At 71.0% G+C, this 22376-nt stretch carries 9 protein-coding genes; 3 read left to right on the top strand and 6 right to left on the bottom strand.

Translation table 11 applies throughout. The features are described 5' to 3' along the window. Positions 1–172 precede the first annotated feature (172 nt). Positions 173–520 carry an effector-associated constant component EACC1 gene (locus Raf01_RS26750; RefSeq protein ID WP_203920773.1) on the top strand — a complete coding sequence of 116 codons (348 nt, stop codon included), beginning with the start codon at positions 173–175 and terminating at the stop codon, positions 518–520. Continuing rightward, positions 504–2549, top strand: coding sequence for a caspase family protein (locus tag Raf01_RS26745; RefSeq protein ID WP_203920772.1), 2046 nt, complete (start codon positions 504–506; stop codon positions 2547–2549). Before Raf01_RS26750 ends, Raf01_RS26745 begins: the two co-directional genes overlap by 17 nt. A gap of 493 nt (positions 2550–3042) precedes the next feature. On the opposite strand, the gene Raf01_RS26740 is transcribed toward Raf01_RS26745, so the two are convergent. The 3 genes from Raf01_RS26740 to Raf01_RS26730 form a co-directional block, all read right to left on the bottom strand. Next, positions 3043–4122, bottom strand: coding sequence for a hypothetical protein (locus Raf01_RS26740; RefSeq protein ID WP_203920771.1), 1080 nt, complete (start codon positions 4120–4122; stop codon positions 3043–3045). Next, positions 4119–4619 (bottom strand): SigE family RNA polymerase sigma factor, encoded by a 501-nt coding sequence (locus Raf01_RS26735; RefSeq protein WP_203920770.1) that lies wholly within the window; start codon positions 4617–4619, stop codon positions 4119–4121. Before Raf01_RS26735 ends, Raf01_RS26740 begins: the two co-directional genes overlap by 4 nt. 97 nt (positions 4620–4716) lie before the next feature. Continuing rightward, positions 4717–5694 (bottom strand): helix-turn-helix transcriptional regulator, encoded by a 978-nt coding sequence (locus Raf01_RS26730; RefSeq protein WP_203920769.1) that lies wholly within the window; start codon positions 5692–5694, stop codon positions 4717–4719. Between the two features lie 61 nt (positions 5695–5755). Here Raf01_RS26730 and Raf01_RS26725 point away from each other — a divergent pair, with 61 nt between their 5' ends. Next, entirely contained in the window at positions 5756–6205 is a 450-nt protein-coding gene (locus Raf01_RS26725) for a hypothetical protein (RefSeq protein ID WP_203920768.1), read from the top strand. A 68-nt stretch (positions 6206–6273) separates the two neighbouring features. Here the strand turns inward: Raf01_RS26725 and Raf01_RS26720 are convergent, their stop codons facing one another. From Raf01_RS26720 to Raf01_RS26710, 3 genes are read right to left on the bottom strand one after another with little or no spacing between them, the layout of a single operon-like run. Beyond that, on the bottom strand, positions 6274–17598 hold the full coding sequence (locus Raf01_RS26720) for a LysM peptidoglycan-binding domain-containing protein (RefSeq protein ID WP_203920767.1): 11325 nt from the start codon (positions 17596–17598) through the stop codon (positions 6274–6276). Next, positions 17595–18905, bottom strand: coding sequence for a ComEC/Rec2 family competence protein (locus tag Raf01_RS26715; protein ID WP_203920766.1), 1311 nt, complete (start codon positions 18903–18905; stop codon positions 17595–17597). The genes Raf01_RS26720 and Raf01_RS26715 overlap by 4 nt, the downstream gene beginning before the upstream one ends. After that, positions 18902–22132, bottom strand: coding sequence for a hypothetical protein (locus Raf01_RS26710; protein WP_203920765.1), 3231 nt, complete (start codon positions 22130–22132; stop codon positions 18902–18904). Before Raf01_RS26710 ends, Raf01_RS26715 begins: the two co-directional genes overlap by 4 nt. Between the last annotated feature and the right edge of the window lie 244 nt (positions 22133–22376).

The raw sequence follows: 22376 nt of genomic DNA, 5'->3' as shown, positions 1-22376 counted from the left end.
ATTGGCTCTGCGAGCACTGGGACATGCCCGATCGCCGTCTCGGCCGGCCGTCGACCCCGAACTCTACGTCGCCGTGCGGTGCGGTGGTTGCCGCTGGCTGCTACGGTCAGGTGATCGAGATCGACAAGAGTCGTGATGCCCGGCGGGTTGCCGGATCCTCGGAGGTGTCCGGATGCAGATCGTGTTGACGACCACCGCACCGGCCGGCGGCCAGGAACTGGGTTCCCTCTATCAGGCGCTGCTTCAGGCACCGACCCTGCGCGCGGGTGCCCAGCTCGGCACCCGGCAGGCGCCGCCACAACCTGGAGAACTTGGCGGCACGCTGGAGGCGATCCAGCTGATCGTGGACGGCGCCTTCCAGATGGCCAATCTCGTTGTCGCCATCGCGGGGTGGCGTAGCACCAGAAACCCTCCACCCTCAATCACCATCCAGGTCGGCGCCCGCCGCGCCGAGGTGACATCCGACCGGCCCGAGCAGATCGACCGTGTGGTCGAGACCCTGCATGACACAGATTGCTGACTCCCACGTCCCGGATCCAGCCCGCTCGGCGGCGGTGCTCATCGGCGGACACTCGTACCCACACCTGCCCCGCCTTCCCAGCGCTCGCACCTCGGTCACCGAATTGGCCGAGGTGCTGGCCGACCCGCACATCTGGGGCCTGGATCGGTCCCCGTCCGGGCGCCGGTGCTGGGTAGTCCCGGACCCGGTACGCCCGGCCGAGATCATCGACGCGGTCGCTGATGCCGGCGACCTGGCGACCGACACGCTGTTGGTGTACTTTTCCGGGCACGGGCTGATCGACACCAGTCACGAACTGCATCTCGCGCTACGCGACACCGAGAGCGGACGACCGTTCACGGCCCTGGCGTACCGGTACCTGCGCGACGCGATCCTCGCCTCCGGCGCACAACGTACGGTCGTGGTGTTGGACTGCTGCTACAGCGGCAACGTGCTGGGTACCATGAGCGATCCCGACACGGTCATCGCCGACAGTGCCGACGCCGGCATGAGCGGCGCCTGTGTCATCACCGCTACCGCCGAGTTCCAGCGGGCGCTGGCTCCCGAGGACGAGCGATTCACCGCGTTCAGCGGAGAGTTCATCCGCGTACTGCGCCATGGTGAACCGGGCCCCCGCGAGTTCCTGGACCTCAACTCGATATACACCCTGGTCTGTCGAGGTCTGACCGAACGCGGAATCAAGGTGGTACCTCAGATCCGCGACCGCAACGCGATCGGTCGTCTGCCCTTTGTACCGAACCTGGGCCGCACCAGCGGCCCGGTGGCCACACCAGGAACCCACCGTACCCAGCCCGTGTCGCCCCTGCCGCGGACCGCCCGGACCGCCCGCCGGATCGCCGCCCGGCCGTTCGAGTTCGAGGAGATCCGCTACACCGATCCGCACCACCTGGTGCGGGCGATGGGTACCAGTTGGAACGCGGCGCTGCGCCTGGTGAACGGTCCGGACGCCACCGGGTTCGAGCGGTGGCTACGCGATGATGTTCGCGATTTGGAACTCCCCGCCAACTTCATGCAGACCGGCACCTCCGACGAACGGATAGCCCGCCTGCTGGCCCACTTCGCTGCGAACCTCAAGCCCATGTTCCGTGGGTACCCGGCCGACGCGGCCGGTTTGGCCGCAACGTGCCGGGCGACCCTGTCCGGCGACGAGGACAACGCCGGACGGCTGGCTGATGTCACGCCCCGGCTCGTTGGTTGGTTCGCCGCGCATGAGTGCCAGGCCAACCACCCGGCCTGCTCGCAGGAGACAGGCTGTCGCCTATTGGCGGCGTTGCCGGCGGACACGACGCAGGCCATCACCGCGGTGGCCGACGGCATCCTTACCTGGCAGGCCCGGTCGACGGGCTACACATCCACTCATGTGTACCCGCTCGCCACGACAGATCCCCACCGGTGCCCGAGCCCCCTGCACGAGTGCCTGACCGCCGCTGCTCTCACCGACCAACCGATCAGGGCCCCTCACAAGCTCACGCACGGCCCCGTCGTCGACTGGCGGGAAGGCGGGTCGTCCGGGCAGGTCACGGATACTCCAGATACAGAGATCATCTACGACACGCAGGGAATGGCGATACGGTTGCGCGCCCGCATTCTGCTCGGCGCGCTGCTCAACAACACCGAGATCTGGGAAGACGAATTTCGGGAGCTAGCGACAACGCGCCACAGCCCCTGGTGGCAATCGCTCGCCAACAAGCCGAGGCCGGCCGACCCATTGCACCGGCTGGTGCTGGTGTCCTTCCTCATCGAAAGCGCCGCCTTCGCCGCTGCCGAAGCCGCGGGGCCACCGGACGAACTGCGCGCCGGGACACCGCAGTGGCGAGACATCCAACGCGAGCGGCGCGCGCAGCAGCGGCGTCGAGAGGTCGAACACCGCTGGCGGGAGACCTCAGTGAGATTGGGGTCGGTCAGACGTCCGGTCTGGATCTGGGTCGCCCTGATTGTCGTACTGATCTGCCTGTGCTCCTCCTGCCACGACAACAACACGCCCCGGTCATCACCGGCGCCCCGGCCAGGCTCCGCACCTGTCGGCTGACCGGGCTGGTCCGATCGGGCCATTCCTCCACCGTTGTCGACGGCACGCCAAGTGCGGCGGCAAGCCTGGATAATCAAGTGCCACATCCCGGTCCAGCGGTGCAACGTCTTGCCTGTCCAGTCGAGGTATGCCAGTAGCGGTCGGCATCAGCGTCGGCGCCGATGAGCGGCACCGCCGGGCTTCGGGCGTGGCTAGCGAGAAGGCAGCCGCACCAGGTCACGTTTGAACTGTCGCCGGATCTCCGCGTCCGCGATGCTTGGCATGGCCGCGAGGTACTGCCCGCGACTCGTGGCGGGTAGTCGACCGAACGGCTGAGTCTCCGGGTCGGGTAGGGCCGGAGGCCCTACCCGACCCGGATCGTGCCTCCGGCGGCGCTCGGGCCCCGGGATGAGGTCCGCTTTCCCTCCGCCCTTGCTTTACCCGGCCCGCGCGCCCGTCCGATGTTGCCGTGCGTCCCCGGATGTCTCCAGTAGCCGGGGAGAATCCATTGGTGTCAGCCGAACCATTGGATGTGCTGAGCGATCTTGATCAGTTCGTCGGTGGACAGGGCCCCGCCGGGGGGCTCGGTCGAATTGACGTACCTGACGGCGGAGGTCGCCACCTCGAGGGTGGCGCCGTGGAATCCGGGTACCAGGACCGCCGTGCCCTGGTTGATCGAGTAGATGGTCAGGTTCCCCAGGCGACCGACCGGGTTCGCGGAGTGGCTCATGAGGCCGGGGTCGGGCGAGAGGAGCGAGATGCTGAGGGTGTGGCGGTCATCGGAGACCGGCATGATGTCCGTGAGTCCGTCCGTCCCTCCGCCCACCTCGACTTTGGTCACGGCCCCGCTGCCGTCGCCGTAGTGGAGTTGCCCGGTGCCGGGCGTGGTGCCGGTACCGACGCCGGCCAGGCTCATGTCCGCGGGCAGGTATCCGGGGGCGAAGGCGACCTGGACGTCGTCGGCGGTACCCTCCGACATGCCGTTCGCGATGGCCAGTGCGTCATTGCGCAGCGTCGTCTGCTGGGCTCCCGACGAGGAGGAGCCCGGCAGACCGTTCCCGTACTCCAACTGAACCCAGTGGCCGGAGGGGAGTTGGAAGGTGATGGCGGTCCGGGTCGGCTTCGAGCAGATCGCCGCGGGCCGGCCGCCGACCTCGATCTGTTGCAGGCCGGCCGCGTCGAGCGTCGGCTGCCAGGAGGCGTTGAGCATCCCGACGCTGAGGTAGTTGCCGCCGTCCATCGGGTACCCCACGTTCTCGCCGTCCGGTCCGCAGCTGCGCACCGGAGACTTCAGCCCCGGCGGCAGCCAGCCGAACGTCAGGGTGCACTGCTGCGCGGGTACCGGCATGACGCCCCCGGGGCCGTGCGCCGCCGTGTCCAGCGATCCACCCGGCCACTTCTGAACGACGGTCACCGCACCGAACACGGCGATCACCGACGCGACCGCCCCTGCCACGGCGATACCGGATCGGCGGAACCGCTGTTGGCGGGCCACCCGCACCCGCACCGCCCTCAACACGTCGTGCGAGTCCGGGGCGAGCGCGGCCCCTTCACTGATCGCCGCTGTCAACAGCTCGTTGTCTGTCTCGGTCATTTCCGCTCCTCTCCGCTGCCAACCGTGGACAGCTCCAACCTCAGGGCGGCCAGCGCCCTGGCGCGGTACACCCGCACGGAGCCGGGCGAGCAGCCCAATACCTCTGCTATCTCGATGTCAGGAAGGTCCTCGTAGTAGCCGAGCACGAGGACTGCCCGTTGCCGTGCCGGCAGCGCGAGCAGTCGCGGCCACAGACCGGAGCGCTCGGCGTACGCGTGCGCGTGATCCTCGGTGACGGGCGGCCGGGCCGGGAACCGGGCCGCCAGGCGGGCCCGCCGGGTCACCTTCCGCCGCCACGACAGGTAGTCGGACAGGATCATCCGTTGCAGGTACCGCTCCGGCTGCTCCATGTCCTCGATCCGGCGCCACCGCCGGTGTGCCCGGACGAGCACGTCCTGGACGATGTCCTTAGCCAGTTCGGGGTCGCCGACGATGGCGGTGGCGCAGCGCAGCAGCGCCGGCAGCCGTGCCACCACAAACTCGTCGAACGCCGTCATACCAACCTCCTCTTCAGACGCATCTGAGAAGGAAACGCCACGGCGGCGCCCGGCCGTAACAGAGGCGCGGCGTCAGGCGATCGAACGGGGTACCGGTTCAGGCCGGATAGAGCCGAGCCATGCCCTGGACGTGGGCGGTCAGGTGCGTGACGAGGCCCGGAGGCGAGAGGGCCTGGGCGTCGGCGCCGAGCCGGAGCAGGATCGCGGCGGCATGTGGCACGCTCTCCATCGGGATGGTGGCGCGCTGCCAGCCGTCCGGGTCGGCGGGTTCGAGCGTGCCCAGCGCCACGCGGGCGGCTTTCGGGCCGAGGACGTCGGGGAGGGCCTTGATCCCATTGGGGGTGAGGCGTACGACGGCAACCTCGTCGGTGTCGGACCGCTCGTACCGTTCGACGTGTTCCCGCCAGAATGCGGCCAGGTCGAAGCCGTCGGGTCGGGTGAAGCGTTCCGGGAGGGGCCGCAGCCGCACGATGGACGAGACGCGGTACGTGCGTGGCTGGCCGCGTCTGGCGGCAATCAGATACCACACCCCGGCTTTGAGGACGAGACCCAGTGGGTTCAGTCGTCGGGTGATCTCGCCGGGCCGTGGTGACCAGCGGCGGTACCGCACCTCGATGACGCGGTCCTGCCAGAGCGCCTCGGCGACGGGGAGGAGGTGCGGCACGGCGTCGGGTTCGCGGTACCAGCCGGGCGCGTCGAGGTGGAACCGTTGCCGGATGCGCATCGAGGCGTCCCGGTACGGGGTGGGCAGCGCCGCCATCAGCTTCAGCTCGGCGGCGGCGACCTGGGCGCCCAGGCCGAGTTCGGCAGCCGGCTGAGGCAGCCCGGTCAGGAACAGCGACTCCGCCTCGTCGGCGGTCAGCCCGGTCAACCGCGTGCGGTAACCGTCGAGCAGCTGGTAACCGCCGGTGGGCCCGGGCTCGGCGTACACGGGTACGCCCGCCGTGGCCAGAGCCTCCACGTCCCGGTAGATCGTGCGGGCGGTCACGCCCAGCTCCGTGGCCAGCTGCGTCGCGCTCATCCGCCCACGGTTCTGCAGCAGCATCAGTAGGGACAGCAGTCGACTGGCGCGCATTCCGCCGAGTCTGCCAGACCCTGACAGAAGATGTCAGGGGTAGTCCCTCAGGATCGTTCCCGTGAACGACTTCGACTTCTTCATCGGCTCATGGAACGTGGTCAACCGCCGGCTGGCGACGCTGTTCGCGGGCGCCGACGACTGGCAGACCTTCCCCGGAACCACGACCTGCCAGCCGATCTTCAACGGTGGCGGCAACACCGAAGAGATCACCTTCCCGACGCTCGGCACCCGCGGCTTCACGCTGCGGCTGTTCGACGTCGAGCGCGCCGAGTGGTCCATCTACTGGGCGAACAGCCGCACCGGCGTGCTCTTCCCCCCGGTCGTGGGTACCTTCACCGACGGCCGCGGCGACTTCTACGGCGACGACACCCACGACGGCAAGCCGATCAGGGCCCACTTCATCTGGTCCGACATCACACCCGCCTCGGCCCGCTGGGAACAGGAGTTCTCCGCCGACGGCGGAAAGACCTGGGAGTCCAACTGGGTCATGGAGTTCACCCGGGCATGACCGCGGGGCCCGAGTGGCGTACGAGCATCGGGCATGGACGGACTCGCGTGCCGGTGACCGCCCGGTCGTCACGATCCTCGGCCGCTCCGGAACAGGGTGGTGAAGACGCCGTACCGGAGCTGTTCGACGACCACCAGCGGCCGGTCGTACGTCTGGGACAGGCTGGCGTGGACGGTGACGCTGAACAGCCACTGCCGTCCCGGCGGGTACGGGGGCTGGACGTTGGCCCGCAGCCAGTCTTGCAGTCGCGCCGCGACCAGGCCGCCGATGCCGGGCTGGTAGGCGCGATGCGGCAGCAGCGTCACCGGCACGCGGGTACTCAACGTCGCGGCGTCCACCGGGTCGATCCGGCGCCCGGCGCCCCTTGCCGGCGGCACCAGATCGAAGCCGTACCAGGCGCAGACGGTCACGTGCACCGCCGCGGCGCCGGTGAGTTCGCGCAGCGCGTCTTCGAGTGCCGCGCCGACGTCGCCGCGCGGCGGATCGATGCCGATGTCGATGGGCTCCGAGCGGATCAGTACCGGACTGGCCGGCGCGGGCGCGGTCACCTCGGCGGTCTGGAACACGAACGCCCCGTTCGTCGGCGGCATGTCCCGCCCGAGCAGGAATTCGTTGCGGGACACGGACATACTCGCCCGAGCGTTCTGGAATCGGGCCGCGTGCAGGCCGGGCCAGCGCAGCGTCAGCCGCACCCTCTCGGCCCGCGGCACCACGGACGGCACCAGGTAGTCCCGGACCTCGTTGACGGGCTGCTGCGGCACCAGGACCACGTCGGTGCCCTCGGGTGTGTGGGCGACGATCTCGGGCCAGTCACCGGCCGGGCCGGCGGTGGGCTGCTTCAGGCGCAGGTGCACGGCCGACAGGACCGCGGCGCCGTCGGGTTCGACACGGGCGCTGACCGAGATTCCGTACCGGTAGGTGAGCGGGTCGGCCGTCGCCGGCGAGGATTGTGGCCAGTTGTGTTTCTGCCAACACTCGGCGACGTCCTCGGCGAGTTGGGCAAGTGACAGCGCCGGGGTGGGGGCGCCGGCCATCGCGCCACGACCGCCGTCGGCGCCCCCGTACGCGGCCAACAGGTCCAGCAGCGGGTCGGCCACGGCCTGGTAGCGGGCCAGCGCGGTGACCATGTCGTCGGCGGAGGACGGCCGCGCGGCGGCGGGCGCGACGTTGACCGCGACGGTCAGTTGCACCTCGTCCTGAGCGGCGTGCTCGTGCGCGTAGGTCACCCCGTACGTCCAGTGCGCCGCCTGTTCGACCCGGGGGCGCCCGGGCACGGTCGGATCGGCGGACTGGCCGATGATTTCGGGCAGCACCGGGTAGGTGCGCAACGGGATCGGGATGCGAGCCTGGCCGAGCGCCGTGTGCAGGGCGGGCGGCCGATGCGTACCGATCAGCGGAGGATAGAACGTGAGCCATCGCGAGGACGGGTAGCCGGTGCTGCCGATGACAGCGATGTCGTGTTCCAGGTGGGTCACGTCGTAGTCCAGGTCCACGGTGACCGAACGGTGGCTCGGCGGGTCGTCCACGGACAGCGGGAAGGTGACCGGGCTCTCCGGCCGGTCCAGGGCGGTCTTCGCGGCGGTCAGCTGGTACGGCACCGCCGCGGCAGCGGTCGGTGACGCGGTACCGAGCAGCCGGGCCGGCGGCGACTGGTCTCCCCTTGTCCACGGCGATTGCACCGTCGCGTCGTACTGCACCAGTGCGGCGGTGTCGTACCCGGGCGCGAGTTCGACGGCGAGGCGGTCGCGGATGGCCTGGCGCGCGGCCTCGTGCTGGTCCGGCGTGGCGACGCCGGGCCGCAGGATCTCCGCGACGCCACTGGCGACGGCGTGCGTCAGGGTGCTCTTGACAGTGAGCAGCCGGCCGAGTGCCGGGCGGGCCGCCGGATCGGCGAACAGCCCGCAGGCGTATCCGACCGACAGGACGGTGTCGAGGTCGCGCAGGAATCGTCTCGCCCACACCTCGACGTCGACGGCCTGGATGTCGACCGTCGGCCCCGGGATCAGGCGCCCCTGCTCGTCCAGGGCGTTCAGCGCGACCCCCAGCCGGGTCTGCAACTCGCGGTACAGCGGACGGATCGCGAAGCTGCGCGGCGGCACCGGCGAGCCGCCCGGCCCGCGCTGCTGGCCGACATGTACCCGGGACAGCCCGCCGGCGCCGAAGTTGACCATCCACAGGTCGGCGTCGCCCGCCGAACCGGTGGCCAGCCGCAGGTCGGGAAGGGCCGTGTGGAACGCCTCGGCGAACGCGGCGAGGGTACGGGTCTGGGCGCGACCCGTACCGTCCACGGTGAACTGGGGCGGCACCGCGGCGTCGGCCCGTTCCGCGGGTCCGTCCCGCAGGTCCGGGTCGACCAACCGGTCCGGCCGCCGCAGCCGCAACGCGACCGTGAGCGGGCAGGCGGCGGTGTCGAACGGACCTGCCGCCGCGAACTCGACGGTGACTGTGACCGGCGCGGGCGGCAGCAGCACCGTCGCCCCGCCGCGCAGGAGGGCACTTCTCCGGTTGTCCGCCACGATCCCGGCGATGTCCACGGTGACGTCCTCGGCCGCGAACCGTGCGGTGAGGCTGTTGAGAGTGTCGTCGGATCCGGTCACGACCCGGGTGTCGCCGTTGTTCGCGATGACCTCGACGCCGGGCTGGATCAGGCCGAGCACGGCGGCGTTGGCCGTGCACAGCGCGACCGGGTCAAGGCCGAAGGCGGCCGCCGCCGCGTCCGGCGACAGCGGCACGGTCCCCGGCAGCCGCGGCGCCGGTGCGGACAGTAGCGCCTCGGCGACCAGGTACCCCGGTGTCGTGGCGATCGCCGCGACGATGTCGGTGAGGGTGATCCCGGCGTGCTGTGCGGCGAAGCGCCGGTGCAGGCTCGCCAGCGAGTCGCCCGCCACGGTTTCCTGCTCATACCTGACGCCGTCGATGATGATGACCACGGTGCGGGCCGGCGCCAGGGTGCCCGGCATCGCCGCATTCTGCTGCGCCAGAACGAGCGGGTCGATGGCGAACAGCGCGGCCAGGGCCGCGAGGGTGTCGCCGGCCCTGACGGTGTACGGGACGTGGGCCGCGCCGGGCTCCGGCAGCCGTACCGCGCCGGGGACCAGCACCGGGGTACCGGTCAGCGGCCGGTCGGCGTTGGCGGACAGCAGCCGCCCGGGCGGGCAGCCGAACCGGCCGGCGTACTCGTCGAGCGTCTCGTCCGGCTCTACGCCTACCCGTGCGGGATCGAAGGTACCCAGCGACACCAGAGTGCCGGCCGGGTAGATGCCGCCGGTGTCGCCGTTGCTCGCCGCCAGGTCGGCGTGGCTGCCGTTGTCGGCGATGGTGTCGGCGGGCCGGGCGGTGTAGTGCGTCGTGGTCAGCGTGGTGCCGGCGACGAGCATGCCGGATCGCTCGGCGTTGGCCTCACCGAGGGTCGCCGCGTCGCAGACCACGCCCAGTTCGCGAAACACCGCGACGATGTCGTTCAGGGTGCGGGTGCCCACCGGAATGGAGACGCCCTCGAACTCGACCGTGAAGTCCGCGACGAGGATGCCGGGCGTGCCGGCGTTGTCGGTGGCCAGCAGCCCGGGACTGGTGTTGTACCGGTCCGCCACTGTGGCAAGCGACGCGGGCGAGGGCCCCACCGCGACCGGGCTGGCCGCCATGCGCAGGACCGCACCGGTGCGCAGCGGCAGGGCACTGTTGTGCGGCAGCCGGAGCAGGTCGCTCCCGCTGCCCGGCCGTGGCCAACCGGCCGGCAGCCGGGCCAGCACGTCGGCCGCGCTGTCGCCGTCACCGGTGACCTGGAAGGCCGGCACGATCGGGTCGGTACCGAGGATTTCGGCGGCGGGGCGCCCGGCGTTGACGGCCGCGATCAGGTGCTCGCCGACCCCGTACCCGTGAATGATTTCGGCGATGGTTCCACCCGCGTAGGCCGGCGTGACGGCGCTGGCCGCGGTGCTGGCGAGATAGCCGGCCGCGCAGAATCGCCACAGCCCGCCCGAGTCGGCCGGCAGGACGGCCGGCTCGCCGTCCGGGTCCTGCCGCAGCGACGTGACCACCGCCGCCTGCGTCCGCGTGTCGGCGAGCTGATAGTAGGCGCGGGCGAACTGCCCGGCGGCGCGCGCCACCTCCGCGGCCGATGTCGCCGCGGTCGCGCCCAGGCCCGGCATCGTGGTGGCGGGCTGGTTGGCGACGGTCAGCCGCAGCCGGATCCCTCCCGGGCCGCGGTCCACCCGGTACGCCATGGTGACGCCGGGCCAGCTCGTGGCGCCCAGTACGGCGTCGGTGTAGCCGACCGGGAGCGTGACGGTGCCGTTCGTGCCGCCGGACAGGGTGGTGACGTTGCCCAGCACGTCGGTGAGTCCAAGGTGGACAACAGCGGTGGCGCCGACGCCGCGGTACGGGTCGTCGGCGGGCGGCGGCAGCCCCGGTACCGCCGGGCACGGCGATGCGGGGCCGGACCGGTTGAGCGGCACGACCTGCTCGTACCGCCACAGGTCCGGTTCGGGGTCGCCGGCAACGGCGCGACCGGCGCGGCGGCGGCGATCCTGCCGGGCCCGCCGCCACCGCGGCAGCCGCAGCCCGTCGTCGGCCAGCGGCCAGACCGCGAGCCCCGCGTCGGGCAGTTGGAACGGCGCGTCCGGAATGGCGTAGCGGACGAGGCTGAACAGGCGCAGCAACCGGGGTCGCGGGTCGTCGCCCTCAGGCGCCGGTTCCAGGGTGAGCCCGAAGCCCGCGCTGCCCTGAGGCATGACTGGCTCGACGGTGGTGTCGGTGTCGTCGGCGGCCTCGACCCACAGGGCAGTCACCGACGGGTCGAGCCCGGCCGGAACCAGGGCACACGTCTGGTAGGGGCGTACCGGCCGGCCATCCGGCGCGGGTTCCCACTCCTCTTCGGTGAGGATGAGCAGGCTCAGCGCGGCGACTCCGTCGTCGTCGAAGGCACTCGGTGGCAGATCGGAGCCGTCGCCCGTGGCGAAGCCCACGGCGTAGCCGGCGCCGCCGACCACGGATCCCTCCCAGAGCAGCCGGAGGAAATCCATCGGCGCGTCGAGGTCGGCGAACGGGGCGGTCGCGGCGGCCGGGGCGAGTCGTCCGGGCGGGGCGGTCTGCTTGCTCTGGTTGGCGCGGACTACGAACGTGCGCTCGGGCGCGGCGTCGAGCACGGCCAGCCCGCCGGGGTGGCCGGCGTCCGGCGCCGGGCGTACGGCCAGGAAGACCCTGGTTTCCTCCAGGGAGTGCCGCTCCCACAGGTGCAGCAGCGGATCGCGGGCGGCCGGCTCGACGCCGATCAGCTCGTACCGGTGGGGCACGCCCGGAAGGCGCCGCAGGCGCAGCGGGATCAGCGTGGCGAAGGTCCAGCCCGTCACCAGGTCCGGATCGCCGGGGGCGTCCGGGCGCCGGGCCGCCCGGGCCAGATCGAACCGGGTCTGCCGGTGCGTGTCGGCGTAGGCGATCAGCGCCGCGGGCAGTGGCCAGGCGCTCACCCCGCCGGGCTGTGGCGCCTTGACCGGGTCGTCGCCCGCGCCGTCGGGCGGGTCCACCGGCGGCAGCGGAATCCGTTCCGGCGTCTGCACCTCGATGCGGTGGTCGAGGCCGTAGGTGCGCGGCATCGGCTCGGCGACCGGCAGCGGGGCCGGTCCCTGCCCGGCCACCGGGGTGATCCCGAGCGAGGCGGCCGGGTACTGCTCGATCAGGTCGGCGTTGGTGTACCGGTAGACCAACTCCCCGGGCACCGTGAGCCAGTCCTCGTTGCCGGCGTCGGCGGTCGCGGTCAGTTCCAGGGCCACCGCGTCGCGCCGGTCGCGGTCCGGTGCCGGGGCTGGAAACTGCTGGCCGGTGAGGTCCACGATGGCCGTCAGCGGACCGGTCGCCGCGGCGCGACCGTCCCGGTCGGGTACGGGTGCGGGCAGCCTGGTACCGGAGAGCAGGCTGCGCGCGCTGCGCGCGCCGATCACCTCGCTCGCGTCGTCGAGTACCGCGGCGACGAGGTCGTCGACGCGGTGCACCAGCAGGTGGGCGATCGACAGCGGAGTGCCGGCGTCGAACAGTGTCTGGGCGGCGAGCCGGCGACCGGCGTCCTCCACGCTCAGCCCGAGCCGTTCGGACAGCCAGGCCAGACTGCGCCCGGCCGCCCTGACCCGTACGTCGGGTACCGGTACCACCGCGAGCGGGGCCAGGATCGGCTCGTCGGCCACGTAGGCCAGCAGCGTGTCCAGGTTGCCGGCGCTGGTGAGCAACCGGTCGGCGAGGTCGGCGAGGCTCTCCCGGGGCAGGATCGGCACCGGTGTGGCCGGGATGTCCACGCCGCCCGCGACCGGCGTCACGTCGTCGCGGAAGTCCGGCCAGCCGGCCGGGCCCTGCTGTCCCGATCCGAACAGCTGGACCAGCGCCAGGGCGCGGGCGATCGAAGAGATTGTGTCGCCCGGCACTGCGGTGTACGGCCGGGCCCGCCCGTCATCGGCGTCGTTGTAGGCGGCGGGGACGAGCAGAACGGACCCGGGCGGTACCGGTTCGCCGGGGCCCCAGTCGATGTCCTCGGCGTTGAGTGTGAACACGGCGGTGGCGTACCACCCCGAGAACTCCACCTCGGTCAGCGGATGGTAACGGGTGAAGAACACCGCCGCGACGAGCAGGGTCGCCGCGCTGTTCGGATTGGCATACCGCACCGCCGGCATCGCCAGCCGCGCGTACGCCGCCAGGAGTTGGCGGTCAGTGGCCAGCGGGTCGGCCAGGCCGGCGGAGAACAGCGACCGCGGCGGGCGGGAGTTGAAGCTGCCCGCGATCGAGGTGAGGGTGTCACCGGCACCGACCTGGTAGTCGATGGTGCCGAGGTCCAGGTCGCCGGTCGCGTCGATGGCCACCATCGCGTTGTCGATGGCGACACTCTCCGGCGACACGCCGAGCGCGACCGTGAGTTCGCCGCCGGCCAGTGTCTCGGCCAGCCGCTGGTCCAGGTTCTCATTCAAATAGCGCAGTTCGGCCGGGCTCGCGCCGAGCGCGGCGGCCACACTCTCCACGGTGTCCCCGGAGCGGACCAGGTACGGCACGTCCACGGCCGGGAACTGCCCGGCGACGTCCCGCAGCGACACCGGCGCCGTCTGCCGTACGGGCCACCGATTCAGCCCGCCGACGGCCGCGTCGACCGCGCTCCTCGCCACCATGAGGCACCAGTCCTGGAACAGGTAGGTGGCGTAGGACCGGTACGTCGCCGGGTCGTCGGGCGGCGCCGGGTCGTCGGGCGGCGGGGTCGGGGTGAGGCTTGCCGCGTGGCGGGCGGCCCCCCAGAGGTAGTACGGGCCGACCGGCCGGTACGTCGCCAGGTCGCGCCCCGCGTCACCGGCCTGCGGGCTGCGCAGCGTCAGGAACGGCGGGATCGGCATCACCGTACCGGTCGGCGCCGCTTCGGCGTCGGGTGCCGGCCTGCCGGAGATCTCGATGTGCAGATTGGTGCGGAAGAAGGCGACCAGGTTGTCGATGCGGAACGGACCGTCGGACGCGGCCGGCGAGGCCAACTCCTCGGCGAGCGCGCGCAACTGCGCGGCGGTCACCACCGTGCCCTCGTCCGCTTCCGCGACCGCGGAGATGGCCCAGCGCAGCAGCGCCTCGACGAACTGGACGAACTGGCGCTGGCCGGCTTCGGTTCCGTTGGGGGCGACCAGCATCAGCGCGGCCCGGTGACGCGGCCGGTCGGGTTCCGGTGGTGCGGGTGGGGACCAGGACAGCGGAACGTCGGTCACGCTCAGCAGCGGCTGGAGGACCAGCGTGGCGGTGCGGGGCGCGTCCGGGAAGACCCGCCGCCGCGGATCCCAGGACGGCGCCATGCGGTCGCCTGCCGGCCGATGCCGGGTCCGCGACCGGCGCAGTGCCTCCGCCCGGTGCAGTGTCTCCACCCGGCGGCGCGGCATCCGGCCCAGCGGAGCGGCGATGCTCGCCCGCCGCCGGGCCTGGCTGCCCCGGTCGGTACCGCTGGCGAGCAGCCACGGGGTCGGCCGGTCGGCGCCGATGGTGAAGCTGTCCTCGACGCTGGTCGAGAACGACAGCGGGATGGTGAAGGTCCCGATCGTCAAGCCGGCGTTCACCTCGAACCGCACGGAGTAGCGGACCTCGCTCGCGCGGTACGCCTCCAGGATCACGTTCGCCTCGGCCCATGCCTCGACGGTCACCGCGATCTTGAGGACGGACAGGTCGAGCTGCGCGTACACCTTGCCGTGGATCCCGACCAGCGCGCTGACCCAGTGGTACACGTCGGTGGACGCGCTCGCGTCGGTTGGGTTGAACCAGGCGAACACGCCGTCGAAGAGCGCGGCTACCTCGACGTACGCCCCGCCGGACAGCGAGCCGGCGCGGAACTCCTTGCCGACGCCGACGGTGAAGCCGATCCCGAGTTCGAGGACGGGGGAGAAGGTGCCGTTGCCGATGGCCGGAGTCCGGCCGGAGGTCGCCGCGCTGAGCTTGGCGACGACGATGCCGCCGCGGCCGAGCAGCGGCAGCACCTCGAACGCGAACGAGCGGGTGAAGTCGCCCTGGTGCGGGAAGCCGAGGTCGATGCGGAAGTCGCCGTTGGTGAACACCTCGACCACGAGCACGCCCAGCGTCACGGACACCGCGCCGAGTTGAAAACGCCGCAGCGCCTCGGGCAGCTCCAGTTCGGCCCGGAACAGGCCGACGTCGGCCGATACCTTGTGGTAGAGGATGTCGAAGCGCAGGCCCGCGAGCGCGTCGGCCTTGGCGCCGGTGAGGCTGACGGCCAGCCCGTACAGGTAGGGGTCGGCGAGCACCAGCGCGAGGTCGACGGTACCGGCCAGGGTGAGGTCGAGCCCGACGAGCCACCCCGCGTCGGCGTCGAACCTCATGCCCCCGCCGCTGGGCTGGTCCACCGGGTTCTTGTCCGGGTCGTCCGGCTCCAGCAACCGCCGGCTCAGCAGGACGATCGCTTCGCGCAGCGTGGTCGGTTGCTCGTCGCGCAGCCGTACCCGTTGGCCGACGCCGAGGTAGTTCAGCTGGATCAGGTCGGCTCCCTCGCCGGGCGTCGCGGGCGGCGCGTCGGACAGCACGTCCCAGTCGAGCGACGGCTGCCCGGCCCGGTGCAGCACCATCATCACCGTCGGCTTGCCGTTCACCCGCTGCGCGCGCACGCCGATGCCGGTCAGCGTCATGGTCGGCAGAACGATGCTCGCCCGGTAGGTCAGCTCGACCGCGGCGCGTGCCGGGTCGATGACGAGCATGAACCGGGACAGGTCGATGCGGCCGAGCAGATCCCAGGGGGGTTCGAGCTTGAACCCGAGCGTCGGGGCGACCAGCGAGACGAGGTACTCGATGATGTCGCCGAGGGTGATCCCGCCGATCTGGATCGTGATGATCTGGCGGCGGTCGTCGTTCTCGCCGATCCACGCGATCTCGGCGGAGATCCAGACGTCGCCGAAGGACACCTCGAACACGTAGGTGACCTCACCGGCGGTCAGGTCGACCGCGGCGGACAGCGCGAAGCCCGCGACCTGGAACTGGCCGGCGAGCCGGGCGTCGGTGTGCGGCTGCCCCGCGGCGTGGGCGATGTCGAGCGACGCTGAGACGGCGATCGCTGTATCGCCCAGGATCGCGGGCGCCCAGCGGGTGGCGATGGCGCCGGAGAACTCGTACGCGCCCGTACCCATCGTGAAGCTCGCCCACAGCCTCGTCAGCAGAAGCTGGAATTCGGCCGGCGGTGGAGCGCCGGCGAACTTCGCCACCAGCGCAGTGAGGTCGATGACCGATCCGGACGTGAGGCCGCCCGAGAACACCCAGCGGTCGTCGTCGTAGGTCGCGATCAGCGCCAGTCGCGGATCCACCGCGCCCGGTGGCTGCGTTCCCGCCAGCGAGACCTCGCCGCCCAGTCCACCGGAGACGCTGGTGCCGGCCGAGAACCACGCGTACACGCCGACCAGGGTGATCCTGATGTCGCCGGGCAGGTCCAGGTGCAGGTCGGTGGTCAGCGACGCGTCGCCCTCGACGGTACGGGTGGTCGGGTCCGCCGCCAGGCTCAGCCCGGTCACCCACAGCTCCGGACCGGGCGGTGGCGGTACCCCGAGGAAATGGGACAGCATCGCCCTCAGCGGGATCGTGCCCTCGCTCAGCCGGGCTGCGACCGCGAAGTCCGGGAAGGTCGCCGTCAGGCTGAGCACCACATGGTCGTCCGGGCCGGAGCCGGTGGTCAGCAGCAGATCACCGAAGAAGCGACCGACCAGATAGTGCGGGGTGGTCGCGTCCCGCCAGCCGACGAGCCAACTCATACCGAGGCGCGTGACGCGCAGGAACGGCACGGGCAGGGTCCAGGTGTGATCCGACACCAGTGCGACCTCGACGTGCCGGGGGCGCAGCGCGCCGGGAACGCCGGGAGGGACGATCCCGACGTCCAGCCCCCTGAACTGGAAGTCGGTCAGTGCCCGCACGCCCGGCGGTGCGCTGAAGCCCGCCACACCGTCGAGCCCGAACGCCCGCGCGATCCCGACGAAGCCGTCGCCGAGCGTGGGCGCACTCTCGCCGAACTCCACGACCAGGCGCCAGAGCCGGTCGGCCGAGAGCAACGGTACGTGCGCCGCTCCGGTGACCGGCGGATCGTCACCGAGCCGCAGCCTCGCCACGGCCTGGAGTTCGCTGCGCGGCTCGGTCTCCTTCGGGGGCACTCCACGCGCCGGGACGCAGACGAGCTTCAGCCCGAACTCATCCAGCCGGATCGGACCCGCGACCACCGGCGGACGAGGTGACGTGGCGACGAGGCCGAAGTCGGGCACCCCGTCCACAGTGGACGGAAGCACCACGGGCCCGTCCAGCCGCAGCGGCCACGGACCGAAGAAGTCCGCGTACGGCTGCAGTGCCGGAGACAGCGGCAGCTCGCCGGTCAGCCGCAGCTCGGCGGGCCCGCCCTCGACCGCGATGGCGTTCAGCGCCGCACCGCGCAGCGGAAGGTCCCTCAGGTACGAGGGCATGGGCCGGACCGTCTGGTCGACGAACATCTCGCAGTCCGGAAGGTTGGCGAAGGTGTCACCGAACCTCCAGCCCGCCGTCGACCAGTCTGGCTCGGCGCGTCCGGCGCCGCGCGGCGACCCGGACCCGTCGTCCGGCAGAGCCAGCGACAGCGTGAACCGACCGCGCTGCTGGACAATCGTGTACTCGAGGGTGGCGACGACCACCACGGTCCTGCCCGCCGTGGCGCCGGGCAGCCCGAAGGAGCCGTCACCGGTGAGGGTGACCCGCTGGCTGTCCTGGTGTAGGTCGGCGCCGGTCAGTTCGTAACGCTGTCCGATCCGTAGCACCGCCAACGCCGTGCCCAGTCCGCCCAGATCCGGCTGCCCGGCAGCGGCTACCAGATCGATGCGGTCGTCCTGGTTGATGCGCTCGCCCAGCTGCTGGTAGACCCGCTCGAGGCTGGCGGTCACGGGAAGACCCGCACGGCAAGCGGCCGGACCGGCTCGCGAGGCGCCACGACCGGTGCCGGCGGGACCGCGAGCCATTCGCGCAGCGCGACATCCAGATTCTGCCGGTTGGTCCACCGCTGCACCGTGACCGCTCCGGTGTCCGAGGCGATGAAGATCCAGATCACCGCGGTGGGCGGATCCCAGCCCATGGGCTCCGCGGGGGCGGCGGGCATCGGGAACACCGAAAGTGTCCAGGGTTCCCGCTGGGCGAATGAGTACAGCGTCGTGTAGATGTTGGCGTTCGCGAACATGCTGTAGTAGTCGTCGTATGCCGGCCAGCGGTTGCCGGTAGCGGTGCCCAGCATGTGGTAGGGGATGTGCGAGGTCACCATGTGGTACTGGGGGATCTCCGGTTCCCACCACAACGGAGTCTTTTCCAGGTGCGGCCACGCCATCAGGAGCACTTCGACCGCCGGGTGACTGTACTTCGACTTCTCGGCGCTGGCCGCGATGCAGCGAGGGTGCACGATCCTGTAGAACTCTTCGGCGTTGTCTCTCGCCGTTTCCTCCGTGAAGCCTCTCAGGTCGAACAGCGTATTGCGGGCGCCGTGGTGCGGTGCGGTCAGGACCAGCACGTTGCTCAGGAACCTTTGCATGACGTCCAGGGTCAGCAGGGGGTTGCATTCGACGATCGTGTGGCCGGTGGCATCGCCGGTGGCGACGAAGGCGGTCAGGCGGCCATTGTCTCCGCGCAGGGTCACCAGCAGGACCAGCGACACGGTGTTCAGTCGGACGCTCTCCGAGGTCTTCTCCGGTGCCGCCTGGTTCCCCAGGATAATGTATACGTCGACATCGCCGAGTGTGACCATCGGCTTGACGTCCTCTATCGTTTCCCCGAACGAGCTGAATCCGTCAGCGACACGTTCGAGTGCTCTTCCGTACGTGTAGCGCTGGACCTCGTCCAGGATGTTCGTCCCTCTCTTGTCGTAATTGCCGTATTGACCGCCATAGATGACGCGCGCGATGTGCAGCGTCTTCTTGTCCGGCTGCCCCGTGTACGGGTCGAGGTACGAGAACAACTCTGCGAGCAGGTTGTGGTGGTCCTCGTCGCTGTGCGAGAGGAACAGCACGTCGATAGTCGGTTGATCCATCGTGACCAGGGACTGGTAGACCTTTTCGACGGACTGGTAGCCCGCCTCCTCTCGGTAGTTCGTCGACCCCAGATCGGCCAGCACGGTGTGCTGCAACCTGCCCGCGTTGTCGGTGATCTCGACGTAGTTGCCCATGCCCTGGCCGACATCGAGGACGTGGAAGTAGACGATGGTCACGGTTGCCTCCCCGAGGTGTGGGCGCCGTACCAGCCCACTGACCTGGTCTGCGTCGCCGCCGAATCGCCGAAGACCAGTACGTCGGTCTGGCCGGGCGGGAAGCCCCAGCCCAGTACATACAGAGCCAGGCGGCGCAGCCGCAGCAGGTACGCCGGGCTCGGTCCGGAACTGTCCACAATGAACTCGTACCCGCGGAAGCCCACGCGCAGCACGCCCTGTACCGGCCATTGCCGATCGTCCAGCCCGGCCACCTTGAATCCACAGTAGACGGGAACGCTCTCGTTGGGCTTGCCCGGCATCCAGGCGGCCAGCACCGTCGCGGACAGGCCGGCGGCGTCGGCCAGCGACCCGAGCGTGCCGAGATCGACCCGCATGGTCAGGCCGTACCAGGGCGGTGTGAGCGGCACCTGGTCCAGCGGCGCGAGTACCGGGGCGAAGCCGAGATCCGTCGGGCGTTGGCTGCCGGCCGCGACAGCGAGCACCCCGGTGACCGTGACCGGGAAGCCCGTGGCAAGAGAGCCCCGGCGCGCCCTGCTGTTGGCCAGGTCGACGCGCAGGCGCCCCTCGTCGGAGGCGAAGGTCTGATCGGACGGGTCGGCGACCGGGAACGACATCGTCACGGTCAGGTCGGCGAAGCGCACGAATCCGTCCTCGGGCGTGACGCCCTCGGGCACCGCCTGCTGCGGGCCGTAGGAGAACAGGTCGAAGCCCCCCAGCTGCGCGAAGCGCAGGTTGCCATCGAGCCCGAATTCGACGGCGACGGTCGGCTCCGAGCCGCTGGCACGCAGCGCGCGGACCGCGACGCCGAGTACCTCGATGGAGTCGAGCGCTGCCGCCTCGGTGGCGTACACCGCCGGCCGCTCCAGCCCGAACTGGTACCCGGGCACGCCGTCCTGGCGCTGGTACGACCCGGTGATGGTGAGACTGTTGCCGCCGACCGGGTCGAGACGGGTCAGCCGGGAACCGAACAGCTCATTGACGATCAGCTGTACCCGCGCGGACATGTCGGCGACGGCGCCGCCGGCGAACCGTACCTCCAGCCGCTGGGTCACGAACGCGAACGGCACCGTGGTGGTCGGCGCCAGCTCGGTGTCGTCGTCGTACTCGATGAGCGCGAACGTCGCCGTACGGCCGGAACTGAGCACGCCCGCCGGGGTGACCACGAACGGGGTGTGGCTGAATCCCACGTGGTGCGCGAAGAGCCGGTCCGGATCGATGCCGGCGGTGACGAAGCGCATCTCATCGGGGAGCTGACCGGCGGAGATCGGTGCGTTGAGGAACAGTACCCCCGACCATCGTGGGTCGGTGACCACCTCGCGGAAGAACCTGCCCAGCGGCGACTGCGCGGGCGCGGCCGCGGCGGCATCGAACATCGCGGTCAGCCGCGCGCTGGTGCGCGCGATGTCGTCGCCGGCCGCCTCGGGCCAGCTCCACGCGGCGGGCCGCGACGTCAGGTCGCGCAGTGACCGGCCGGACAGCTTGAACAACAGCATCGTGGGGGAGTCCTCGCCCGTGCGCCAGGAGTCGGGCGCCAGGTCGAACGTCCAGCCGTCCATCGTCACCGTGAAGGAATCCGCCGACGCGTTGTCGAGCAGTACCCGCGGGTCGGCGATCACCGCGAACAGCTCACTGGCCTGCAGCCGGCCGCGCATCGTGGAGCTGACGTCGGTGAAAGTGAGGGAGCGGATGGCCTCGCCCGGGAACGATGCCACGGCGAGGGTGCCCCACCCCGCCTGGCCTATCGCCGCGGAGGCCGATATCCCCTGTGGGGTCACGCACCTGACCTCCGATCCGTCCGGCGCCGTGCCGCCGATGCGGGCACGCCGGGTCGGGGCGAGCACGGTCTGCTCAAGCCAGGCAGCGTCGGAGCAGTCCGCGGGGGAGACCCCGAGGTAACAACCCACCGGGAGGCCCGATCCGGCATCGGGCGCCGGGGCGGGCGCGGCGGGCCAGCCGGGCAGGGTGGCCGCCGGCAGCAGCAGGCTCTGCAGGAACCCGTCGCGGTCGACGGCGTTCGTGGCGAACCACGGGGCCAGCTCCGGTTGCGCGTAGTAGACCAGCCCGGCGCCCCCCGGGGCCACCGGGAGCAGTTCGAGGTGTGCGGTGGTGGCGGCCGGCGTCAGTACCCCGGTGTCATCGGCGAACGCCGGCTGGCCGGCGATGAACCGGCACGTCGCGGTGGACGCGGGGAGTGCGACGTACTCCGACCCGGACAACCCGAGCGCGAGGCGCGGATCGGCGGACGGCGCGGTGAGCAGGAACGCGCCGTCGGCGGTGAGGTAGTGGTCGGTACCGTCGAGTCCGGGGCTGACGTTGAACACCAGGCGGGCGGGCCACCGGGAGCCCTGGCCGGTCGGGGTCAGCGTCACGGCGTGCCCCAGCCGGGTACGCAGATTGCTGGTCAGCGGCGGCGGATTGCCCGAGACACCGCGCAGGTCGATCGCGGTGCGCTGCGGCAGAGTCGGATAGAGCGGGTCGAGGCGCAGGTCGCCGAGCAGGGCCGCGCCGCCCGGACGCAGCAGCGGCATCGGCACGGGGCGGGAGGTGGGAGTGCAGTAGCGCAGTTGGGGCACCAGCGCCGCTACCGCAGGGTTGCCGTCGCCACCCAGTGCCATGGTGGCCGCCCAGGTGCCCAGGCCGGAGCCGGCAAGCGAGATCGCGGCGGTGTCCGGCCGGCTGGCGAACTGCGCACCCCCGGGGGTCCGCAGCAGCAGGCTCCGGTCGCGCAGCGCGAAGCGGGTCAGGGTGGGGTCGGCCAGGTGCAGCCCGGCGCCCTCGGGCACCACGAGGTCGTATTCGCCGAGGACGAACACGGCGTCGCGCTCGACGTGCCACCACCTCCACAGCCCCTCGCCGCGAGGCTGCGCCCACAAGTGCAGCACGAGGGACTCATCGACGTGGTCCGGATCTCCCACCCACATGAAGCGCACGAAGTCGGGTGGATGCGCGACACGCCACGCGTCGACCGCGGCGACGAAGGCCGGCGCGTCGGTGAAGGTGCGCGCACAGAACAGGTACACCCCGCCGTTGTCCAGCCACGCGTCCAACAGCGAGATCGTCGGTCCTGCGTCGGTACCCGGAGTCGGCCGGTAGCCGGCCCAGTAGCCCGCGACCCCGGACTCGTCGCGGGTGTTCAGCGCGTACAGGTCGACGTCGGGGGAGACCCGTTCGAAGGCTGGAATCGCGCCACTGGTGCCGGTCGTGCCTGGTGTCCTGGTTTTCGCCACATGTCCCCCAGTTCGCCGGCTGGGAACGCGACGTACGCTGCCGCGAGCATATGGCTTCCATCGACTGTCGTGGATAAAGACTAGATAACATAAAGTGATGTTGAGGTCGCTCCTCGCGATTCTGTGCGATCACCGAATCGGCGCCCCCATTATTCGAACAAGACTGTATAAGAGAGAGTTCCAGTAACTCGAACACCCTAGTTCGTGTATTAGTCATCTCGGGCTTCTTGGTGGCCGAGGCGGC

This window comes from Rugosimonospora africana (assembly GCF_016862975.1).
Lineage (GTDB): Bacteria > Actinomycetota > Actinomycetes > Mycobacteriales > Micromonosporaceae > Rugosimonospora > Rugosimonospora africana.
This window is presented reverse-complemented; position numbering and strand designations above follow the sequence as displayed.